Origin of the sequence: Spirosoma spitsbergense DSM 19989 (genome assembly GCF_000374085.1) — a bacterium.
Taxonomy (GTDB): Bacteria; Bacteroidota; Bacteroidia; order Cytophagales; family Spirosomataceae; genus Spirosoma; species Spirosoma spitsbergense.
In genome coordinates, this window is the sequence record NZ_KB893590.1 from 13,701 (window position 1) to 35,596 (window position 21,896).

Genomic DNA, 21,896 nt, shown 5'->3' on the forward strand with positions numbered 1-21,896 from the left:
CAAATGAAAGGCACAACCGACTTCAAACTCATGCCCAAGGCTTTTAAAATGGTTAATTTCAACCAGCATCCCTACTACAGTTCTATTGGGGTATCGCAGCTAAAACGTGACTTTGCCACTCATATCAAACAATAAGGTGCCGTTCTGTTTTAGGGACTGAGCCTGAACGAGCTGACTCACGGTAACCGTATGCCCGGTAGAAATGGTGACGACATCATACGCAGTGGGCAGGCAACTACAGTTCCAGGTTGCCGCACTCGACCAATTGCCGCTTTGTACGCTGGCAATAACGACATTTATGATAATACTTTTGGTTGCTGAACAACCATTTGCCGTACCTGTTACCGAATAAACCCCAGCCGTATTAACTAAAACGGAAGCCGTTGCCGCACCAGTCGACCAACTATAGCTGGTAGCACCCGCTGCGGTCAGCGTTACAGCCTGTCCACTACTGACTGTTGTGCCGGGACTGGCCGTAATAGTCAGGCCGGGGATTGGATTAATAGTTATGGTAGCACTGGCAACCTGACTGATAGACCCATCGGTTGCGGTAACAGTGAGCGTATAAACGGCAGGAGTACTCACGACTGGAGCCATGAATGCAGGAGTACTGCCCGTGGCCGAAAAGCCAGCGGGCTGACTAGTCCAGGTGTACATAGCCGGACTGAAACCAGCGGCCACAGCCGTTAAACTGAAGGGGCTACTAGAACAGACAGCCAGCGAACCGGCCGGTTTTATCATTACCGAAGAAAACGTCACCTTGCGGACCCGTTGATTATCGGAATCAGAAATATAGAGATTACCCATTCCATCCACAGCTACATTGAAGGGATTATCCAGAATAGCGGCTGTAGCCAATCCCCCATCGCCACTAAAGCCATGTGAGCCATTACCGGCCACGGTCGTGATAATACCATTAGTCGCTACTTTACGAATACGGTTGTTGCCGTAATCGGCAATGTAAAGATTACCCATTCCATCCACTACCACACTGGCCGGATTAGCCAGATTGGCAGCCGTAGCCAATCCCCCATCTCCGCTATACCCAGCGATGCCAGTACCAGCCACGGTGGTGACAATACCATCAGTTGCTACTTTACGGATGCGATGGTTACCCTGATCGGCGATGTAGAGATTGCCACTACCATCCAGCACTACACCAGCGATATAATTAAAACCCGCAGCCGTAGCCAGCCCACCATCGCCACTATTGCTCGCGGTGCCATTACCCGCTACCGTAGAAATAATACCCGACGTAGCTACCTTACGAATACGATTGTTCTGCGAATCGGCGATGTAGAGATTGCCCGTTCCATCTACCGTTACACCAACCGGGTTATTCAGGCTGGCAGCCGTAGCGGCTCCTCCATCGCCACTAAAACCGGCAATACCGTTACCGGCCACCGTAGTAATGATACCCGACATAGCTACCTTACGGATACGCTGATTCAGCGCATCGGCGATGTATATATTACCCACACCATCTACTGCCACACCAGAGGGGTTGGCCAGGTTGGCGGCTGTGGCAGCTCCCCCATCACCACCAAAGGTAAATAAGCCATTACCGGCCACGGTCGTGATTATACCCGACGTAGCTACCTTGCGGATACGTTGGTTCTGTTGGTCGGCAATATAGAAATTACCCGTTCCGTCAAAAGCAACACCAACAGGATTGTACAGACTGGCAGACGTGGCGGGTCCTCTGTCGCCACCATAACTAACCGTGCCATTACCGGCCACGGTGGCGATGATACCATTGTTCGCGACCTTACGGATGCGGTGGTTCAGCGCATCCGCGATGTATAGATTGCCCGTGCCATCTATCAGTACTCCGCCGGGAGAATACAGACTGGTCATCGTAGCTATTCCACCGTCGCCACTGTAAATACCGATCCCATTACCCGCCACCGTAGAGATAATGCCACCGGCCGATACTTTACGAACACGATGGTTACTCTGATCGGCAATGTAGAGATTACCACTGCCATCCACCGCCAGGCCAGCAGGATTATTCAGGCTGGCCGTGTTGGCGGCAACGCCATCCTCACTGTAACCAGCGGTACCAGTACCGGCTACGGTAATGATAATCCCAGCGGTCGATACCATTCGGATGCGTTGGTTCTTTTGATCAGAAACATAGAAATTACCCATTCCATCGACCGTCACACCCGCAGGGGTATTCAGATTGGCAGACGTAGCCGCTCCCCCATCGCCACTAAAGCCAGCCATTCCAGTACCAGCCACCGTAGTAATGACACCATTGGCCGCCACCTTACGGATCCGGTGGTTCAGCGCATCCGCGATGTACACATTACCCATGCCATCTACGGCAACACCAACGGGATTATTGAGATTGGCGGCCGTGGCGGCTGCTCCATCTCCGTCATAACCAGCGGTGCCAGTACCAGCCACGGTCGATACAATGCCCGACGTAGTTACCTTACGAATACGATGGTTCTGCGAATCGGCGATGTACAGATTGCCAATTCCGTCGAGTGCGACACCGGCAGGATTGGCCAGATTGGCCGCTGTAGCCGCTCCCCCATCGCCACCAAAGCCGTAACTGCCCGTACCAGCTATCGTAGTGATAATGCCCGAAGCAGCGACTTTACGGATGCGATGATTCTGCTGATCGGCAATGTAGAGATTACCCCTACCATCCTGCACTACGCCGACGGGGTTAGCCAGATTGGCAGCCGTAGCCGGTCCTCCGTCCCCTTTTAAGGCTGAGCCTGCCACGGTTGTGATGATTTGGGCGGAGAGCCTGCTCGATATAGCAATCAAGAAAATCAGGCAGACAACACGTAGCACTAACGTCGATACACCACGGGGTAGAAAAGGTCGATTCATCGCTGACAGGGAATAAAGGCCATGTAGATAAGACCTGTATAGTTACCAAAACTTTCCCTCAACCAGTACCCGTTCGATAAAATATAATGCACACATTATCAGCTAATCATCAATCGCTGAATTCGGCTTGCCACACTCAGCCAGAGAGGCAGCACAGGCTACCCTGAAGCACTTCGCGAATCTTATATAAAAGGCACAACGCTCTCCAGACTCATGCCCCGTGACCCTTTCACCAGCACGTGCGTATCGGTCATGGGGTTGTCCATAATCCAGTTGTGGAGCGAAAACTTATCGGGGAAGTAGTAGGCTTTGGGTAAATAGCCGAGGGCGTGATGGATATCCTTTCCCGCCAGAATTACCAGGTCGAACTTACTGTCGGCAATGAGTTTACCCAGAGCGGCATGCTCGGCCTCGCTTTCATTACCCAGTTCGTACATGTCGCCCAGAATGACCGCTTTACGTTTGGCCGGGGTAGCGGCAAACTGGCGAATGGCGGCAGCCATCGAACTGGGATTGGCGTTATACGCATCGAGCAACACCGTGTTGGTGCCTTTGGCAATCACCTGCGAGCGATTATTGGTCGGGTTATAATCCGCAACGGCGTGGCTTGCTTCGGCGACCGATATGCCAAAGTAATCGCCGATGGCCAGCGCAGCCAGCATATTCTCGTAGTTGTACTGCCCCGGCAGGTGCGTGGTAACCTGCTGTCCGTCTGCATCGCGAAAAACAACAACCGGTGATTCCTGAATTAACGCCATCGGTTCGGCGGGGGAATCTACGGCCGCGGCATCCACAGCGGCCGTATCCACAGCGGGATAAAAGACACCTTCGGCGAAAACGGTTTCAGGACGGGCGCTTTTCAGTCGTTCGCGGTACATGGCCATCAGGGTTTTATCCCGCGAATTGATGAAGACAGTTTTGCCCTGCTCAATCAGGTAGTCATATAGCTCACCCTTACCTTTCCGAACGCCTTCAATACCGCCAAAACCGTCAAGATGTGCTTTACCAACGTTGGTGATCAGGCCATGCGTGGGTTGGGCGATGGAGCAAAGCAGTGCGATTTCCTTTTGGTGATTGGCGCCCATTTCTACCACGGCTATCTCGTACTGCTCATTCAAAGCAAGAACCGTAAGCGGTACACCGATATGGTTGTTCAGATTCCCGATGGTAGCATAGGTCCGGTACTTCTTCGATAATACCCCGGCAATCAACTCCTTAGTCGTGGTTTTGCCATTGGAACCCGTCAGCCCAACAATTGGAATGGCAAGCGTTTGCCGGTGGTGACGGGCCAGGTCCTGCAAGGCCGTTAACCCATCCTCAACCAGCAGGCAACGGTTTAAATCCCGGGCCGCCACGGTCGGGTCGTCAACTACGGCATAACGGGCACCGGATGCCAGTGCCTGTTCCGCAAATTGATTCCCATCGAAACTGGGGCCTTTGAGTGCCACAAACAGGCAGTCGGGCGAAATTCGGCGGGTGTCGGTCGAAACGCCCGTGCATTCCAGAAATTTAGGGTATAGTTGGTCGGTAGATACCATGCCGGTAGACATAAATAAAGACAATGTTCGTTGTTTCTGTGACCGTTGAGCACGAAGACCGACGATTCACAACGCCCCAAAATTAGATGAAACTGTTTACGCTTTGTTTTTTGCTGTCGTCCTTTTTCGGCTATGCCCAGTCGGCAGGCAAAATTGGATTTCGGTACGACCAGTCTCCTCCTGTCAGTATCAACGGCAAAGCCCTGCTGAATCCCTGGGCGGGTGGCCTGAACGCCCCGCAGTACTCCACCATTCGCCTGAACAATGACACCCGCAACGACCTGGTGGTGTTTGACCGGACAACCAGTAAAGTCAGTACGTTTATTGCTATCGACAATCCCACCGGCAACGGCACCGCCTGGCAATACGCCCCCGAATACGAGTCGGCTTTTCCGTCGCCCCTTACCAGTTGGCTATTGCTTGTCGATTACGATGGTGATGGCCGGAAAGATATTTTTACCAGCACCTCCAGTAATGTGTGGGTATACCACAACGAATCGCAGAACGGTCAGGTCGTTTTCAAACTGGTTGCCAGCCCGCTCAAAACGGATAGCTTCAGTGGTCTGACCATCCCCCTGTACGTCAGTAGTGTCGATATGCCTGCTATTACGGATTTCGATGATGACGGCGATATCGACATTATCACGTTCGATGCCGATGGCAATATCATTGCCTATCAGCAAAATATGAGCGTTGAGCGAACGGGTAAGAAAGGACTGGAATACAAACGTACCGGCGACCTGTGCTGGGGCCATTTCCGGAAAGAATTCTGCAACGATTTCACCTTCGGTATTCAGTGCGATGGCTCCGGGCGGGTAGGTACGGCCCCCAGCCCGAGCCGGTTACGCCCGCAACACGTGGGTAATACGCTGACCGTAGTCGATACCGATGGCGACGGCAATAAAGACCTGCTGTTTGGGTTTGTGAGCTGCGAAAACATTGCCCGGCTTCGCAACGGTGGGCCCAATAGCGACAAAGCGAATTTTACGGGGTACGATAGTTTATTTCCGGCTAAGGCCCCGATTCTGTTCCCGGCCTTCCCGGTAACCTTTTGGGAAGATGTGGATGGCGACGGGCAGAAGGATTTGCTGGCCTCGCCCAATGTGAATCTCAACGATGGCTATCTGTATGACTTTCGGGCGTCGAGCTGGTTTTATAAAAATACCGGCACCACGCAGAAACCATCCTTACAACTCAGCCAGAAAGATTTTCTGCAAAGCGATATGCTCGACCTGGGCGAACGGGCAGCCCCGGCCCTGGCCGACCTGGATGGCGATGGCGACCTGGATATGCTGGTTGGCTTTGGTGGTACGGGCTTAGGTTCCGCGTACCAGGCCGGACTGTGGCAGTTCGCTAACGTGGGTACCACGCAAAATCCCGCCTTTACGCTCGTCACTACGGATTATATGGGCCTTGCCAAATCATTGACTCAAAGCAACACGGTTCCCTCCTTTGCCGATGTAGATGGCAACGGCAGTATGGATTTAATTCTGACCGGCGTCGGCAAAAGTGAGATTGAAGTGAGGGTATTGGTCAATACCGCTGCCAGGGGGGCAGCGGTACAGTATGCGCTGGATAAGGCTATAGTATGGCCTACCCGCTCACTCATCGGGACAAATGATTTACTGACGGTGGCAGACGTAGACCGGGATGGCAAGCCCGATCTGTTAATTAGCAAATACAGCCTTGGTACGATTCAGTATTACCGCAATGCCGGAACTGCCGTAAGCCCCACGTTTCAACTGCAGAATCAATTCTTTGGCGGCTTCAAAAACGATGATTTCCTGTACGCCCGCGCCCGTTCGCTCGTGGTGGCCGACCTGAACGGCGATCAGAAAAATGAACTGGTTGCCGCTGCCGACAACGGCACCGTTCGGGTGTATCAGTTTCCTGACCCAACCAGTCAGTCGGCCCTGACACTCATTGATACGCTTGCAACTATCGGTTTGCCGGGCAAGGGATTGATTGCCGCCGTCGGGGATCTGGATGGGGATCAACTGCCCGACCTGATGCTGGGCAGCCTGGCCGGGGGACTTCGTTACCTGAAAAATACGTCGCAGAAAGTGGTTATTACGGCCGTGCAGGATGATGAACCCATCAGCCCCTGGGCGTATCCGAACCCAACAGACCGCTACCTAACCGTACACGCTCCATACAATGCCCGTGTCGAACTACTCTCGTTGTCGGGACAGGTCATGCTCCCTGCTCAACCTGTTGTAACGGATACGGACACCCAGCTCGACTTAGGAAATCTGCCCGAAGGAACCTACCTGCTGCGACTCCTGGCCGAAAACCACCCGCCACTGGTGCAGAAAATCGTTGTCTGGAAATAGCCAAAAACTCTTTTTCCTACCGATGGTTAGTACGTAAGAGTGTGCTCCCGACGAAGGCGCATCGACCCGTTTCAGCCAACTTACTTACGACTATGGAAAATACGAATCAGCAAAGTCCCGATCAGAGCGCGGGCAACTCAACGAAAGGATTATCGCCCCAACATAACGATATACCCGCCAATGAGGGCGACGACGCAGTAGTTTATGCAGGGCTGGGTGTCAATAACGAACCCGATGTCAGAAACCCGGGCGACGAGGAAGGTACGGACACGCTGCTGTTTACCGATACTGCTACCGCCCGCCACGCCACGAATGCTGTTTCGAACGAGGCCGAACCTGATGAATTTCCGGTTGGCAAACTCGACGAAACAATGTCGGATGACGAACTTGATGAGCAGATTACCGAACTGGCCGAGGAAGAAGACGAAGGGAACGAACGGTATTGATTTCGCATAAAACTTTGTCAAAGCTGTTACTATACCCGACTGAACAGCCGATAGTAACAGCTTTGACAAAGTTGACATTACAAATTACCCTTACTACTCCCTAGTACCGAATCCCCGACCACCCGAATGGATTCCGGTGAGCGGTCATGCTCTCGGCAATGCGTTCCCGGAGCAGAGTATCGTAGGCTGCATCGTTGATTTTCTTACCCTTGGCTTTCGGGCGTTTTAACTCCTCGGGTGTTGTTTTCCTGAATACCACACTTGTTGCTTCAATCACCACGTCACCGTCATTGACATCCAATTCAAGAATGAGTCCCGGCAGACTGTTCATAAACTCGGGGCCAGCCGGTACGGGAATATCCTGAGCAAACCAGGCAACAATTTTTTGCTTTTTTATCGGGTCCTCCGTTTCCGCTTTCATACATACATAGCCCGCTACCTCTTTAATCTGGTCACCAATTTTCCAGCTAGGTGCGTGCAGTGAATCCTCCACGATGTATGTTTTTCCCAGCATTTCGATGATGTCCATCTTCTTTTCGTTCTCAAAATTCCGATACACGAAAAAATCAGATTTGCGCCACGAATAGCCCCCTTCTTCCGGTTCGTCACTCAAGTAGGTGTACAAACTCTCATTGGGATTGAACGTCAGTTTCATCTTGATACCCTTATCGTCCTCAAAATTCTTCCACGTTTGGGCCTCCCGGTCTTTCTGCTCCTGACTCAGAAAAGGTAGGCGATTAATGATTTTTATCCAGTGCTCTTTCCGAACGTAAGTAGCAACCCCTTCAGTATTTTGGGCGTTGGCGGCTATGGATAGCAAACAGCCGAGTAGAATAACTAGTTTTTTCATGGAACCTGCTTTGTTCGTGTGTTTTCAAGGTAGTTTTCACCCTATTTACGTACTAGTAATCTTCCCGACGCATTTTGGCTTTCACACCCCGCATGTTGTAGGAAAAGCCCAGCGTAAAATACCGGGCCAGCGTCTGAATCGTTTCCGACTGTGTATAGTTGGCCCCCCGGTTGAGCGTAACGGCTACATTACGATTCAGCATATCCACCGCCGTCAACCGAATCTCCGCTTTCTTGGCTTTACCCAGAATGTGATACACCGATGCATTCCAGAGCGGAATACGCAGGTCGAAGCCCAGTTGGGCGTTTTTATTGACCCGGTAATTCATGCTCGTGTTGATGTATAAATCGTGCGGCAGTTTCAGGGTAAGGTCTCCCCCGTAACTGTTGTTGGAAAACGTTTGATTCCGGTTCGGGCTGATTGAAAACTGACTGTAGTTAAGCCCCAGATTGGCGTTTCCGTAGAACGTCAGCCACTCTACAGGCGTCAGGTTTAGCCGCACGCCCCCATAATAACCCTGCGAACGGGTATCATTGAGTACGCCGTTGATTCGGGTTGGGTTATTGCCGAAGTTAAGGCTTGCGTTCAAATCCATCGTTGCCTTCGTCTTTTTCAATGGAAAACCAAAATTGAAGTATCCACCGTAATTACTACCTCCTGATAGGTTTTCCGGCCTGATAGTCGTAATCAACGTTTTCGTGTCCGTATTCTGGCTGTACACAATTTGATTTACGTACTTAGCTGCATTTACGCCCATGAAAAAGTTTATAAAACTACCAGGGTTAAAATAATAAAACTGGGTATTCAGATTGTGCGAAAGCTGAGGCAACAAATCAGGATTGCCGATGTTGACGTACAGTGGATTCGTGTTGTTCACAATAGGTTGCAGGTCTTTTGAAGTAGGAATCTGAACGTTGACACTGTACCCTCCTCCAATGTGTCGATTCTTTTTCAAATCGTAATTAATGTTCACATTCGGAATCAGTGTACTGAAAACCCGGTTAATCTGACCGGGCTGGTAGGATTGATACTCCCCGTTCAGGGTAAAACGTTGACCAGCCAGTCCCGCCGATACATTCAACCCCTTGTACGAATACCGGACGCTGCTCCCCAGCCGGTTGTACATGTAATTGTTCTTGTAGTATAGACTCAGCGTATCGTTTCGGACATATCGGTTATCACCCCGGTTGAACACATCGCGGTTTACCTCATCATTACGCAGACTAAAATTAAAGAAGGTTTCCCAGAAGAATCGTTTGGCAAAGGGTTCCACGTACTGTACGCTGGCTTTGTACTCACTGCGCACAATATCGTTTTTCTGGTCCTGGTGAATATCCGGCGATTTATCGGTCGACGTTATGGGACCGGAGTACGTATTGTACGAATCCAGATTCAGCGTGGCGTTGTTCGTGTTGACTTCGTACGTTCCACTAACGGCGAAGCTCCGCCCTTTTTTGTGCATTTTTATCCGGTATATTAATGAGTTGGACGCGGCAAACTGCCGCTGGTCGCTGGCGTTGGTACTTCTGTTGTTCGTGATAGCGCCATTACTACGGGTTAAGTCCTGAACCCTGGACAGAAACGCATTACCAACACCGTATCGGCTGTTGTTGATAAAAACCAGCGTCCGCATGGTGTCGAGCTGTTTTTCATAGCGCAAACTCACCCGGTGGTTTCCGTTAAAATTGGTCTGATTACTGGTTTCGTCTTTCGTGTATTCACTTTGGGGCAACGTAAAATCGCTCAGCCGACGGGCATCGAGCTGGAGTCGGGTCTGGTTGTAGTAGTAGCTTCCACTCCACTTTTTCTCTTTCGTATCGAAATTGTAGTTCGCTCCACCGGCCGCGTTTTTGGAGAAACCAACGCCCTGCCGCCCACTCACGGGAATACCCAGCCCTTCGTCGCCACTATCAGAATAGTAGAAGTAATTGTTACTGAAACCGAAGTCAGCGTTGTTATTGGCATTGTAGGAATTGCTACCCCGAAAATCCTGGTAATCGTCGTAAGATAACCCCTGCTGGTTAGTATTGTTCCCTAAGCCAACCAGGGAGAACTGGTGCTTAGCGTTGAATTTATTATAGCTGGCCTTAACTTCAGCACGGGGAGACACCTTGTTAGAAGCAGGTCCGGCGGCCGCCGTTATCTTACCAAATCCCCCTTTCTTGAACTCCTCCTTTAGCTCCAAATTAACGGTCTTTTCTTTTTTGCCATCATCAATACCCGTCAGTTTGGCCTGTTCGCTTTTGTCATTGAATACCTGAACTTTGGTAATCGCTTCAGCTTGGAGATTTTTGGTGGCCTGCTTTGGGTCATTACCGAAAAAGTTTTTCCCGTCAACTGTCACGCGTTTTACGTCCTGCCCCTGCGCTTTGATATTCCCGTCCTGATCAACCTGCACCCCCGGCAATTTCTTTAACAGATCTTCCACAGTGGAGCCGGGCGGTACTTTAAAGGAAGCCGCGTTATACTCGATGGTGTCGCCCCGGATGGTGAGCGGGGCCTTCGCGGTTCTGACCACTACCTCGAACAGCTCGCGGGTGATGGGTTTCATTTTCAGATCGCCCAGATCCATGACGGCATCCGTAGCCGGTTTGATAACCTCACTGTAAGGAATGAACCCAACGTACGAGATTTTCAGCACGTAATTACCGGACTTGACATTTTTGAAAGCAAAAGCCCCGTTACTGTTGGCTCTGGTAAAATTGACCAGCGAGGAATCTTTAGCACTCAGCAGCATAACCGTCGATTCGGCCAGTGGGGCTGCCAGCGTGTCGACAGCGCGGCCCTGCAACGTAAAACGAGTTGGACTAGCCGGACTCTGGGCGTACAATACGCTGGCAAGCAGGCACAAAATGGCCAGCAAGAAGATGTTTTTCATGAACTAACAAAGGAAAAGTTGAAGTGGTTGATAGAACAAATCTAGTGGAACATTTCAAACTATCTACATAGTTAACAAAATTTAACTAAAATTATAGTAGAAAAATTTTAGCGGTTAGATGAAAACTCTTTTAATGAGTCAAAAAGGAGCCAGAGGGTTGCAAGCCGTAAACCAAATGATGAAAAAAAATGCTTATTCCACACGCTCCACGAACAAGTTTATTAACTATTGCCGTGAGCCATTCGACTCCATTACACCAGGCCGGGGCGAAGACAGTGAAAATATCCAGGCTGAGGAGAACACGGCGTCAGGCATTACCCGTCAAGACCATAACAGCGTAGCGTCGGTAAAGAGTAGATTCCCCCTTTAGTAAGCTGCCTGTTAGCAAAAAAATCCCCGTTTCTAAACTGACGGGTAGTCAATTCAGCAACGGGGATTGTCAATAAACAGTACGGTTACCGGTCCTTATCGTATCAACCGGACATCAACGGCAATGTCTTTTCCTTCAGCGCTTTGGCTGACCGTAAATTCAACTTCGTCTTCTAACTGCAATTCATTAAAGTCCGTATCGACTAAGCTGGTATAATGGAAAAACAGATTATTGGGCGGGTAGTTTACAAAGCCGTACCCCGTTTTTAAACTTCGGATGGTACTTACTTTGCGCCCATCCGGATCATCATCGATCAACAGCGTATCGGCCAGGTTGTAATTAGGTTCATCGGCTGGCGCAGACGCGTACGCATCGCTGGCCATTGAATCACTACCGTTGCTAAAGTCGGCCCCATTGCTGTAGCTACTACCGTTAGACGGTACGGCCGTAAACGTAGGGCGGACCTGTTTCACGAATAAATTCTGAATAACAAGGTCGTTCCGGCGGCTCCGATCATCAATCAGGGCGTGCATACCAATGGGATAGGATACTTCTTCCAGCAAATCCTGCGAGGTGCGCGTCACCTGCTTTTCACCCTGCTCGTTCAGAAACTCAAAATCCCAGCTCAGCACCATAATGCGCGAACCCAGGGTATTCAGCTTACGGATGAGGGGTACGTAATCGCCATCGGACGTAATGAGGACAACGACATCGAATTTCTTGTACTGAGCCAGTTCAAACGCTTCCAGCGCCAGCCAGACATCAATTCCTTTCTCCTGCCGGTAGCCCTGATACGTTTTTACGGGCAGGTAGTGGGTTACCACTCCTTCCGACATCAGAATATCATCGAAAAGGCGGTCGTAAAACAGTTGGTTACCGCGTTGATTGGCTTCGTGCGCGTTGAGCCGACCCCGGAAATAGTGGGCATCTACAATCTGACAAAGACGCTCGTTGACCCCTTCCTCCTCAGCTACCTGACGACGGATAAAGGCGTGTAATCCTGAAATACTGATGCGGCTGCGACGCTCGTGAGAATAGTTATAATAATTACTTACATGCAAAAAATAGTTACCGTCATAAAAAACCCCAATACGGGTTAATGTCGATGCTGAGGGCATATATTACGTAGAATTTTGTAGTTATATAAATATGAGAGAATACACAAAAAAATCCTCTTTAGGGTTGGGTGATAATAGATAGTATGCAGTGGTATAGAAACAAATAATCAGTATAAAAAAGCCTGTTTAATTCGTATGAACCGGAGATAAAAGAAGCAATTGGGAATAGCGTAATGACTGCTTATTTATTCACTCTTTAACCGTTACTCAACAGAAGAAAAAGAACGGCTAAACTTACTTATAAACATAACCTAAGGACTAATTAGTGCCAATGGCTATGGAAATAGTGCCAAATGCCAGCCCGCAAATTTAGTACTTTTTTATAAGCATCGCATCAGACATGTATCTTTGCGGCTTATTAAAGCCACTATGCAAAAAATTCTGTTTATCGACCGCGATGGTACGCTTATTCTGGAACCCCAGCCCGACCAGCAGGTTGATTCATTAGCCAAGCTCGATTATATCCCGAAAGCAATTTCGGCCATGCGCCGGATTGCCGAAGAAACCGAGTACGACCTGGTGATGGTTACCAATCAGGACGGTCTGGGAACAGATTCATTTCCTGAAGACACCTTCTGGCCTGCTCATAACAAAATGCTGGCAACGTTTGCCGGTGAAAATATCCATTTTTCAGCGGTCCACATCGACCGCCATTTCCCGCGCGACAACTCCCCTACCCGCAAGCCCGGTACCGGTATGCTTACCCGCTATTTTTCTGATCATTACGATCTGGCAAACAGCTATGTCATTGGCGACCGGCTTACGGATGTGCAGTTAGCCATTAATCTGGGGGCTAAAGCCATTCTTTTCCTGCCTCCCGATGGGCTGGATACGGTGCAGACGGCCGATGTTAATGGTCTGACCGATGAGATGGAGAAAGCCATCGCACTAAAAACCGGCGATTGGGACGAGATTTATACGTTTCTGCGTCTGCCAGCCCGCATAACCGTTGTGGAGCGAAACACGAAAGAAACCCAGATTCAGGTTACCCTCAACCTCGATGGAACCGGCAAAGCGGATATTCAGACGGGTGTCGGTTTTTTTGACCACATGCTGGATCAGGTAGCCAAACATTCGGGTGCTGACCTGACCATTCACGTCAACGGCGACCTCCACATCGACGAACACCATACCATTGAAGACACGGCCCTTGCCCTCGGCGAAGCCTACCGACGCGCCCTGGGTGATAAGCGGGGCATTAGTCGCTACGGCTTTTTGTTACCGATGGACGAAGCGCTGGCACAAGTAGGCATCGACTTTTCGGGACGTCCCTGGCTGGTTTGGAACGCGGAGTTCCGGCGCGAGAAAATTGGCGATATGCCCACTGAAATGTTCTTCCATTTTTTCAAATCTTTTTCCGATACCGCCCTCTGCAACCTGAATATTAAGGTAGAAGGTGATAACGAACACCATAAAATAGAAGCCATATTCAAGGCCTTCGCTAAATCCATCAAAATGGCCGTTCGGCGGGATGTTAATGAACTGGATAACCTGCCCAGCACGAAGGGGGTTTTATAGTTTGACTTTGATCCGGGCCGTCGATGCGGTTTGTATTTCTTTGTCGGTAGTCATAACATCAAACAGCAAACTACGAACATCAAACTATTATTTTCCTTACTTTTGTACCTGAATTCAACTGAACTTAGCTATGGATTTATCAACTCCTTTAACGCTTATATTTTATGCTGTTCTACTCGCAGCCGCGTTTATAACAGGCCGGTGGCTGGAGCGCAACGACCGGAAGTATTAATTCAGTAAACAGTTACCAGTAAACAGTTATCAGTAAATCGATTGCTCACTGATAACTGTTTACTGGTAACTGTTTACTACTATGCTGGGTGCCCTGACCCGTTGGCTATTTAACCGTTTCGGATGGCGAATTTCTGGTCCGGTCCCCACCGTACCCAAAGCCATTTGGGTGGTAGCCCCCCATAGTACCAACTGGGACTTTCTGGTTGGTTTGGGTATTCGCCCCACCATTCATATCTGGATTGAGTACTTAGCCAAAAGCTCTTTGTTTACCTGGTACTCAGGCTGGCTTTTTCGGGCGTTGGGTGGTAAACCCGTCTACCGTGACAAATCCCATAATCTGGTAGACGCCATGGCAGCCGTGTTTCAGCAACACGATACACTGCACGTTTGCATTGCTCCCGAAGGCACTCGCAGCAATGTATCTTCCCTGAAAACAGGGTTTTACTACATGGCGCTCAAAGCGGGTGTTCCCCTCATCCTTGTTGGTTTCGACTGGCCCCGCAAACGGGTATTGCTAAGCAAACCGCTCTATGTTACCGGTAACTACGCAGCCGACATGCTCCTGTTTTATCAATTTTTCTCGCAGGTTCAGGGCGTAAAAAAAGACTGGCTCAAGCGATGGGAAGAAACCGGCATCATTGAACAGCCAACCGGCCGTATTTAACTCAGCCGGTCTTTGAAACTCTCGTAGCCGTACGATTTCACTAACTGGAACGCTCCATTTTCTTTCCAGATACCAATGGACGGCAGGTTCACGCCGTTGAAGGTGGTGGTTTTCACCATCGTGTAATGAATCATATCATCGAATACGATTTTATCTCCCACCGCCAGCGGCTCATCAAACGAATAATCCCCCATGAAATCACCGGCAAGGCAGGTCATGCCCCCCAGCCGATAGGTTGGTTTGCCAGCAACCGGTTCATGGTATGAATCAATAATCCGGGGTTTGTAAGGCATTTCGAGCGTATCGGGCATGTGGGCGGCAAAGGACGTATCGAGAATAGCAACCTGGATTCCCTGGCTGTTTAGCACATCGAGAACGGTAGAGACCAGTACCCCCGTTTGCCAGGCAATGGCCGAACCAGGTTCCAAAATAATATCCACATTGTATTTCTGCCGGAAGGCCGTTAGCAAACCAATCAGGTGATTGGTGTCGTAGCCTTCTCGGGTCATCAGATGGCCACCACCTAAATTGACCCATTTTGCCTGATGGAGCAAAGCACCGAATCGGCTTTCAAGTGCGTCCAGCGTACGTTCCAGCGTGAAGGAGTCATTCTCGCAAAGCGTGTGAAAGTGAATACCTTCCAGCCCGTCGGGAAGTTGGTCCGGTAGCTGATCACGGGTGGCACCCAGCCGGGAACCGGGAACGCAGGGATTATACATATCCGTAGCCACTTCGGAATACTGCGGATTGACCCGGATACCGCAGGAAACCCGGCCCACCGCCCGACTACCGAATCGCTCCCACTGACTCCAGGAGTTGAACGTCAGGTGATTACTACGCTCTACCACTTCATCGAACGTATCGTCCTGATAGGCAGGAATGTAGGCGTGCGCTTTCACGCCCATGTATTCGTTCACCAGTTTAATCTCGTTGAGCGAACTGGCCGTGGCCCCGCTCAGGTATTCGCGCACCAGCGGAAAGGCGCTGTACATGGAAAACCCTTTCAGGGCCAGAATAATGGTTACTCCGGCGGCTTTCTGGACGGAGTCGATTAATTCCAGATTTCGACGGAGTTTGGCTTCTTCCAGCACAAAACAGGGCGATGGGATATTCTTTGTATAGTCTGGTAACGTCGTGTTCATGCCGCAAAGGTACGGCAAAGCGCGTTTACCTTACCCTGACTTTTGAGTAGTCGATACCGAAAAGGACGGGCAGGTTATACTTCACTCGTATCGGTTCACCTGACTGGCTACCGGGAATCCAGCGGGGCATGGACTTTATGACCCGAATCGCTTCTTCGTCGCAGCCATACCCCACCCCTTTCAGCATTCGAATATCCGACAACGTTCCATCCCTTTCGACGATGAATGAAATAAAAACCCGGTCTTTGACTTTAGCTTCCTGAGCCTGGGCAGGATAGTGAACGTTTGCCAGCATATATGTCTTTAAGGCACCAAAGCCGCCTTGAAATTCGGGTTGGTGCTCTACAATAGTATAAACGGTTGTATCGGATAGACTCAGCTTCTGGGCAAAACCTGATGTATTCAGCAGAAAGAAGAAACTAGCTAAGCATAAAACCGGGATAAACAGCAGTTGGCGGGAAACGTTAGCATATTGCATAAGAAGTGACCTGGACGGTATATGTACTAAAAGGGGTGTCTACTATGACTACCGCTTATTGACATCAATGAGACTCATCCCAAAAAGAATGGGCATATTAAATCGGACTCGAACGGCTCTGCCAGACTGTTTTCCCGGCTTCCATTTCGGCATAGCCCTGATGACCCGCCGAGCTTCCTCGTCACAGCCATAACCAAGACTATTCAGCAGTTGAATATCGGTTAGACTACCATCCCTCTCCACAATAAAATTGACGTACACCCGATCTTTGATTCCGGCTTTTTGTGCTTCCAATGGGTATTTGACATGCTGCTGCATATAGTTACCCAAGGCAACAAGACCACCCGGAAATTCGGGCTGAATTTCTACGGCTTTAAAAACCAGCTCATCCGGCACGAAATAATTTTGAGCAAAACCCGTCGCATTCAACAAGAGCAGACCAGTGAGTAAGGTCAAAACGGGGGAGCGTAACACCCGATAGAAAAAGGCATTTGGTTGCATAAATAGATGGAGCACTGATTCAATGAGTGGATGCGGAAAGACGCTGTTTTTCACAAATCATCACTCCAGTGAGAACGAAATTGGCAGGTTGAATTTTACCCGCACCGCCCGGCCTGACTGCTTGCCGGGTTGCCAGCAGGGCATGCTGCTGACTACCCGCCGGGCTTCTTCGTCACAGCCGAACCCGATGCCTTTCAACACCTGCACGTCCGTCAGGCTACCATCGGTGTTAACGACAAAGCTCACATACACGCGGCCCGAAACACCAGCAGCAGCAGCCTGACGGGGATAGTTCAGGTTTTTGCTCAGAAAGTTTCGCAGGCCATCCATACCACCCGGAAAGGCTGGTTGTTGCTCCACAACAACAAATGGCTCATCCGTTTTCGGCGCGACCTCAAGGGCTTTTTCCCGTACGGTTGGCTGAGAAGCTTCGGGGGGAGCGATAAGGGCAATATCGCCGGTACCTTCGACCGTTTCGGTACCAGAAGTGGCATCCTTGAGCTGGTCCGTTGTGGCAGGCAGAACATCCTCCACTACATCGGCTTCGGGCATCACCACGGGGGGAAGATTACGAACCGTACTGACCGCAGGAGCGGGTTCAGCCGGTGGTATGGGAACGGGGAGTTCGGCAGGGGGTTCCTCCACGTGTTGAAGTGTTACCTCCGTCATGGCCTGACTATTCGGATTTAGTGGCTGTGGCCAAAAACGGTTATACAGGATAGGCGCGAAAAGTCAGAGCAAAAATAAGCCGACACCCAGCCACAAAGCGCGGCTGAGCGTCGGTTTATACTGCTGCCGCAGGGCAAAAGCACCGTAAGCCTGATGGCGGGACTGAAAAATAATATCGTCGTACGTGAGGGCGACTGTTTCGGGGGTGTTGTTCGGGAACATAGCGTTGCTGGTTTTAACGGGTTGATGCCCGTTCCGGCTACATTCCACAATTGACCTTAAAAGCTATCGTACTTCTGCACAATCTGGATAGCATCGTTTTCGGTTTTTCCGCCCAGGTTGTTTTGTTTTACAAACGCCTTCAATTCATCAGCATGGGCACCGAGGGCTTCGATAATTGACTTGTCGGACAATTTCACCTTTTCCAGCGTCTGGTCGGGTTTGAGAATGTAATAGGAAACCGCGTTTCTGAACTCGTCGTAGCGTATCCCGTTCGAGTACGGATTCTTATAATCAGCTGGTTTGAACGTTTTTAAAATTCGTTTCAGCAAAGCCGATTTATCCTGGTACAACACCAGAAAATAGCCTTCTTTCAGCACTTCATCATCGGTTTTAGCCGTTGGAATACGACGAAACGTGTACACCTGCCCATCGCTGTTTTTGAACTGAAACGATTTTACCTGACTGGCATTTACGATGATTGAGTCATTACCCGATTGGGGGCGGAGCAAAATCAGGTGTTGACGATAGGCGTCGAACTTAATCGGCACTTCTTTGTAATGCTGTCCGGCTACCATTTCAATCTGCCCCTTGTTCCACTCCGGCAGGAAGTAAGGCGTTCCCCGAAGTCCCTCATACCGGTGGTCGATGGTGTTAATCATCGTATTGACCCCCGATCCTACCACCTGATTCATAGACTGGTAGGTTTCGTAGCCATTGCGCCGGTCATTCGCGTTAAACTTCCGGGTTAGTTCAACTTTGGTTGTATCGGTTTTTTGGGCAGACGCACTCGGAAAAGTGAGTAAAGCGGGGATAATCAGGAACAGGAATTTCATACAATAGGGGATTGATAGAGACCAATAGAAGCAGGCGGATGTCTGGTTTTGTGTATAACGAAAAATCCTGCTTTGTGGTAAAGCAGGATCCTCGTTTTGTCTGATTTTTATCAGGCCGGATACTCGTGCGGCAGGGCTGCATTCACCTGCTCATGCACCGGCAGCCCCTGTTTGTTCATCTGTTCGATAAACGGGTCGGGGTCAAGTTCTTCGCAGTTCCAGACACCGGGTTTCATCCAGACGCCGGTCAGCATGAGCATAGCCCCAATCATAGCCGGTACACCCGTCGTGTAGCTAACGGCCTGTCCGCGTACTTCGCGGTAGGTTTCAGCATGGTCGCAATTGTTCCAGATAAAGTAAGTACGCTCTTCGTCCTCTTTAACGCCTTTGATCTGGCAGCCGATGCTGGTTTGCCCGGTATAGTTCTCACCGAGGGAATCGGGGGCGGGCAGTACTGCTTTCAGAAACTCAAGCGGTATGATGTCCATCCCGTTAAATTTCACCGGGTCGATACGGGTCATACCCACGTTTTGCAGGACTTCCAGGTGCGTCAGATACGCCTGCCCGAAGGTCATCCAGAAACGCGCCCGCTTCAGCGTCGGGAAGTTTTTTACCAGTGATTCCAGTTCTTCGTGATAGAGTACATACGACTCCCGTTCACCAATGTTGGGGTATTCGATGGGTTTGTGGATGCTCATGGCCGGAATTTCGATCCATTCCCCATTTTCCCAATAACGGCCGGGCTGCGTAATTTCCCGGATATTGATTTCCGGGTTAAAATTCGTGGCGAAAGCTTTACCATGATCACCCGCATTGCAATCCACAATGTCCAGGTAGTCCATCCGGTCGAAGTGGTGTTTGGCGGCATAGGCCGTAAATACCTGCGTTGCGCCGGGGTCGAAACCACAGCCCAGCAGGGCCATCAGTCCTGCCTGTTCGAAGCGTTCTTTATACGCCCACTGCCAACTATACTCAAATTTAGCAACGTCTTTGGGTTCGTAATTAGCGGTATCCATGTAGTGAACACCCGCTTCCAGACAGGCATCCATAATGGGCAGGTCCTGATACGGCAACGCTACATTGATTACCAGTACTGGTTTAAATGAGTTGATCAGGGCCACCATATCAGGAACCAGGTCGGCATCGACCTGATCGGTTTGAATGGCTACCCCGTGCATCTCCCTGATTTCAGCCGCAATCCGGTCGCACTTTGCTTTGGTACGGCTGGCCAGCATAATGGAAGTAAAAACGTCGCTATTCATGGCACATTTATGCGCCACAACGCTGCCTACACCACCGGCTCCAATAATGAGCACCTTTGCCATTTGTCTGAATTTAGTTGATTGAGTATTTTTTTACCGATGGCAAAGATAGGTAAAGTCGGGTACCAGCTATGGGATATATTGATTTCTGATGCTGTACATCGACGAACAAAAAAGTACAATTCCTCAACAAATACTTAGTATATTTGTTAAGTAGAGAAGACTCACCTCAAACGATACCCAGTATGAAATTCATCTCTTCTTCTGATTCGACCGCTACGTTTGAACTAGCGATCTTAGGGTACAGTACCATCACCAAAACATGGCGGGATCGCAACCGGCTACAGTGTCAGTTTTCAACGCTTTGGGGGCAGAAGTCAGATTCACATTCAGCCCCCCTGCAAACCTGGGAAGTCCGGCGTTTGTTGAGTGGATTACAGCTACTATGGACGAAAGCCACCAATCACCTGACCCTTACCTTCTCGGAGCCGGGCTTAAGCCTGGACGCCAAGGTGTTGCCTAACGATGCGTTTCGCCTGCAAATTCAGTTAGAACATGATCTGACTCCCTCCTGGCACAAATACCCTGATTTTCCGATGGAAATGGATATTTTTCTGAGCCGGGATCAACTACAGGAAGCCATCCAGGAATTAGCCTGCCAGGTTGACTCCTATCCAGAGCGATAATTGCCAATCCTGCTCTCCGGTGTATAGACTTACTGATTAATTCTCTCCGACAGCCGGGAAATCCGTTACGACAAAAACAGGTCATTTTTAACTTCATCAGGCTTTTCCCGTTGTTTTTAAGGAAAATCTGGTGATGTCAGAAATGACCATTGCTTAATATATAATCTACTTTTCCCTTTTACTAATTATTGGTACAATACTTCGGGAGAATGGTTGACAACACAGCGCCTAATACCCATATTTGTAACTACTACCTGTAGACTGGTGAATCACTGAATTTCCCTATTACGAACAAACCTGGTACGAACTAAAAACTATACAATTCTATGAAAGTCGTTAAGCGCAGAAATCGCCAGATGACCATGGAACGCATTTTGCGTGCTATGGGCGACGTTATGGCCGAACGGGGTACCGACAAAGCTGGGATCAACGCCGTTGCCGACCGCGCGGGTGTCAATAAAGTACTCATTTATCGGTACTTCGGTGGCTGGAACGGCCTGCTGGAAGCTTACGTACAACGGGGATTTTTCCTGTCGATGTTTAACGAGAAATTTCTGGATTCGGTACCGAACAATCTGGCACCCGAAGCACGCAGCAAAGCCTGGTCGGAATACACAATTCAGTTTATGCGCGAGTTCCGAAGCCGTAAGTCATCGCAGGAATTGATTCGCTGGGAAATGTCGAACGGAGGCACCGAGCTGGCTCGCCGGCTGGCCGATTTTCGCGATCAGTCTTACAGTAACATGGTCAGCAAGCTGGCCCCTTATGCCGATTTCGATCCCACCGCGATTACCAGCCTGATGGTGGCGGCCGTTACGCATATTGTGCTCACCAGCGACCAGCGCGATCACATCGGCGACATTGACCTTCGTTCCGATGCAGGCTGGGAACGGCTGGAAAAGGCTATCCGCCGGATTTATTCCAGCCTGAGCATCGCCCTCGAACGCGAAAACACCAAGCAGGTGGAGTAGTTTTTAGTTTATGGTGGCGTCGGTAAACGGTTGTTCTACATAACGGTAAACCATACACTACTCTACCCTGCTATTTTTATGGCCTGATAATGAGTTAATTGAAGAACAATCCACCGAAATAGCTTTTTGATCGTCCGTAGTAAATCGGGACAAGGTTGAACTTGATGCCGGCACATCTGCCGAAGTTGATTAAGGCCGTGACGACTAAAGCTATTGGCTTTATAACCATGCTTCTTTACTTTGATAGATTGTACTTTTTTGTGAAAATAAAGCCCGAAACTGACGCATAAACTGTAGGAAAGACTCACTAAGGCTACTAGTTTTTTTAGTTTC

Annotated in this window: 17 protein-coding genes and 1 pseudogene; 7 read left to right on the forward strand and 11 right to left on the reverse strand. The window is 49.8% G+C overall.

Annotated features, from left to right (window positions below; all coding sequences use genetic code 11):
• Nucleotides 1–99 precede the first annotated feature (99 nt).
• Nucleotides 100–2,850 carry an NHL repeat-containing protein gene (locus B157_RS0128370; RefSeq protein ID WP_026309024.1) on the reverse strand — a complete coding sequence of 917 codons (2,751 nt, stop codon included), beginning with the start codon at nt 2,848–2,850 and terminating at the stop codon, nt 100–102.
• A gap of 182 nt (nt 2,851–3,032) precedes the next feature.
• On the reverse strand, nt 3,033–4,388 hold the full coding sequence (locus B157_RS0128375; RefSeq protein WP_169521798.1) for a UDP-N-acetylmuramoyl-tripeptide--D-alanyl-D-alanine ligase: 1,356 nt from the start codon (nt 4,386–4,388) through the stop codon (nt 3,033–3,035).
• Between the two features lie 86 nt (nt 4,389–4,474).
• On the opposite strand from B157_RS0128375, the gene B157_RS0128380 reads away from it, so the two are divergent.
• Both B157_RS0128380 and B157_RS0128385 read left to right on the forward strand, forming a co-directional pair.
• Entirely contained in the window at nt 4,475–6,721 is a 2,247-nt protein-coding gene (locus tag B157_RS0128380) for an FG-GAP-like repeat-containing protein (protein WP_020606698.1), read from the forward strand.
• Nucleotides 6,722–6,813: 92 nt separating this feature from the next.
• Complete coding sequence (locus B157_RS0128385; protein WP_020606699.1) at nt 6,814–7,167, forward strand: hypothetical protein; 354 nt, start codon at nt 6,814–6,816, stop codon at nt 7,165–7,167.
• A gap of 100 nt (nt 7,168–7,267) precedes the next feature.
• Here the strand turns inward: B157_RS0128385 and B157_RS0128390 are convergent, their stop codons facing one another.
• Entirely contained in the window at nt 7,268–8,017 is a 750-nt protein-coding gene (locus B157_RS0128390; protein ID WP_020606700.1) for a GLPGLI family protein, read from the reverse strand.
• 52 nt (nt 8,018–8,069) lie between these two features.
• Nucleotides 8,070–10,895 carry an outer membrane beta-barrel protein gene (locus B157_RS0128395; protein WP_020606701.1) on the reverse strand — a complete coding sequence of 942 codons (2,826 nt, stop codon included), beginning with the start codon at nt 10,893–10,895 and terminating at the stop codon, nt 8,070–8,072.
• Nucleotides 10,896–11,070: 175 nt separating this feature from the next.
• On the opposite strand from B157_RS0128395, the gene B157_RS0128400 reads away from it, so the two are divergent.
• Nucleotides 11,071–11,265 (forward strand): hypothetical protein, encoded by a 195-nt coding sequence (locus tag B157_RS0128400; RefSeq protein ID WP_169521800.1) that lies wholly within the window; start codon nt 11,071–11,073, stop codon nt 11,263–11,265.
• A 95-nt stretch (nt 11,266–11,360) separates the two neighbouring features.
• Here B157_RS0128400 and B157_RS0128405 read toward each other — a convergent pair whose 3' ends face one another.
• Complete coding sequence (locus tag B157_RS0128405; protein ID WP_020606703.1) at nt 11,361–12,383, reverse strand: NYN domain-containing protein; 1,023 nt, start codon at nt 12,381–12,383, stop codon at nt 11,361–11,363.
• A gap of 369 nt (nt 12,384–12,752) precedes the next feature.
• Between B157_RS0128405 and hisB the strand changes: the two genes are divergently transcribed.
• Nucleotides 12,753–13,901, forward strand: coding sequence for a bifunctional histidinol-phosphatase/imidazoleglycerol-phosphate dehydratase HisB (gene hisB, locus B157_RS0128410; RefSeq protein ID WP_020606704.1), 1,149 nt, complete (start codon nt 12,753–12,755; stop codon nt 13,899–13,901).
• A 313-nt stretch (nt 13,902–14,214) separates the two neighbouring features.
• On the forward strand, nt 14,215–14,799 hold the full coding sequence (locus B157_RS0128415) for a 1-acyl-sn-glycerol-3-phosphate acyltransferase (RefSeq protein ID WP_020606705.1): 585 nt from the start codon (nt 14,215–14,217) through the stop codon (nt 14,797–14,799).
• Here the strand turns inward: B157_RS0128415 and nspC are convergent.
• The 6 genes and pseudogenes from nspC to B157_RS0128445 form a co-directional block, all read right to left on the reverse strand.
• Nucleotides 14,796–15,941, reverse strand: coding sequence for a carboxynorspermidine decarboxylase (gene nspC / locus B157_RS0128420; protein ID WP_020606706.1), 1,146 nt, complete (start codon nt 15,939–15,941; stop codon nt 14,796–14,798). The genes B157_RS0128415 and nspC overlap by 4 nt on opposite strands.
• 25 nt (nt 15,942–15,966) lie before the next feature.
• Nucleotides 15,967–16,419 (reverse strand): energy transducer TonB, encoded by a 453-nt coding sequence (locus B157_RS0128425; protein WP_020606707.1) that lies wholly within the window; start codon nt 16,417–16,419, stop codon nt 15,967–15,969.
• A 48-nt stretch (nt 16,420–16,467) separates the two neighbouring features.
• The gene (locus B157_RS0128430) at nt 16,468–16,920 is read right to left on the reverse strand and encodes an energy transducer TonB (RefSeq protein ID WP_020606708.1); all 453 of its coding nucleotides are present in this window, start codon (nt 16,918–16,920) and stop codon (nt 16,468–16,470) included.
• A gap of 60 nt (nt 16,921–16,980) precedes the next feature.
• Nucleotides 16,981–17,811, reverse strand: a pseudogene (locus B157_RS36185) (energy transducer TonB).
• Nucleotides 17,812–17,867: 56 nt separating this feature from the next.
• On the reverse strand, nt 17,868–18,644 hold the full coding sequence (locus B157_RS0128440; RefSeq protein WP_020606711.1) for a hypothetical protein: 777 nt from the start codon (nt 18,642–18,644) through the stop codon (nt 17,868–17,870).
• A gap of 110 nt (nt 18,645–18,754) precedes the next feature.
• Nucleotides 18,755–19,969 carry a saccharopine dehydrogenase family protein gene (locus B157_RS0128445; RefSeq protein WP_020606712.1) on the reverse strand — a complete coding sequence of 405 codons (1,215 nt, stop codon included), beginning with the start codon at nt 19,967–19,969 and terminating at the stop codon, nt 18,755–18,757.
• Nucleotides 19,970–20,151: 182 nt separating this feature from the next.
• Here B157_RS0128445 and B157_RS0128450 point away from each other — a divergent pair, with 182 nt between their 5' ends.
• Entirely contained in the window at nt 20,152–20,592 is a 441-nt protein-coding gene (locus B157_RS0128450; RefSeq protein ID WP_020606713.1) for a WapI family immunity protein, read from the forward strand.
• Between the two features lie 356 nt (nt 20,593–20,948).
• Complete coding sequence (locus B157_RS0128455; RefSeq protein WP_020606714.1) at nt 20,949–21,563, forward strand: TetR/AcrR family transcriptional regulator; 615 nt, start codon at nt 20,949–20,951, stop codon at nt 21,561–21,563.
• The last annotated feature ends 333 nt before the right edge of the window (nt 21,564–21,896 follow it).

What these genes read in the sequence shown, in the direction of transcription:
- B157_RS0128450 (WP_020606713.1), top strand. Translation starts at nt 20,152, where the DNA reads ATGAAATTCATCTCTTCTTCTGATTCGACCGCTACGTTTGAACTAGCG.
- B157_RS0128400 (WP_169521800.1), top strand. Translation starts at nt 11,071, where the DNA reads ATGATGAAAAAAAATGCTTATTCCACACGCTCCACGAACAAGTTTATT.
- B157_RS0128455 (WP_020606714.1), top strand. Translation starts at nt 20,949, where the DNA reads ATGACCATGGAACGCATTTTGCGTGCTATGGGCGACGTTATGGCCGAA.
- hisB (WP_020606704.1), top strand. Translation starts at nt 12,753, where the DNA reads ATGCAAAAAATTCTGTTTATCGACCGCGATGGTACGCTTATTCTGGAA.
- B157_RS0128385 (WP_020606699.1), top strand. Translation starts at nt 6,814, where the DNA reads ATGGAAAATACGAATCAGCAAAGTCCCGATCAGAGCGCGGGCAACTCA.
- B157_RS0128375 (WP_169521798.1), bottom strand. Translation starts at nt 4,388, where the DNA reads ATGGTATCTACCGACCAACTATACCCTAAATTTCTGGAATGCACGGGC.
- B157_RS0128425 (WP_020606707.1), bottom strand. Translation starts at nt 16,419, where the DNA reads ATGCAATATGCTAACGTTTCCCGCCAACTGCTGTTTATCCCGGTTTTA.
- B157_RS0128440 (WP_020606711.1), bottom strand. Translation starts at nt 18,644, where the DNA reads ATGAAATTCCTGTTCCTGATTATCCCCGCTTTACTCACTTTTCCGAGT.
- B157_RS0128445 (WP_020606712.1), bottom strand. Translation starts at nt 19,969, where the DNA reads ATGGCAAAGGTGCTCATTATTGGAGCCGGTGGTGTAGGCAGCGTTGTG.
- B157_RS0128415 (WP_020606705.1), top strand. Translation starts at nt 14,215, where the DNA reads ATGCTGGGTGCCCTGACCCGTTGGCTATTTAACCGTTTCGGATGGCGA.
- B157_RS0128390 (WP_020606700.1), bottom strand. Translation starts at nt 8,017, where the DNA reads ATGAAAAAACTAGTTATTCTACTCGGCTGTTTGCTATCCATAGCCGCC.
- nspC (WP_020606706.1), bottom strand. Translation starts at nt 15,941, where the DNA reads ATGAACACGACGTTACCAGACTATACAAAGAATATCCCATCGCCCTGT.
- B157_RS0128370 (WP_026309024.1), bottom strand. Translation starts at nt 2,850, where the DNA reads ATGAATCGACCTTTTCTACCCCGTGGTGTATCGACGTTAGTGCTACGT.
- B157_RS0128380 (WP_020606698.1), top strand. Translation starts at nt 4,475, where the DNA reads ATGAAACTGTTTACGCTTTGTTTTTTGCTGTCGTCCTTTTTCGGCTAT.
- B157_RS0128430 (WP_020606708.1), bottom strand. Translation starts at nt 16,920, where the DNA reads ATGCAACCAAATGCCTTTTTCTATCGGGTGTTACGCTCCCCCGTTTTG.
- B157_RS0128395 (WP_020606701.1), bottom strand. Translation starts at nt 10,895, where the DNA reads ATGAAAAACATCTTCTTGCTGGCCATTTTGTGCCTGCTTGCCAGCGTA.
- B157_RS0128405 (WP_020606703.1), bottom strand. Translation starts at nt 12,383, where the DNA reads ATGCCCTCAGCATCGACATTAACCCGTATTGGGGTTTTTTATGACGGT.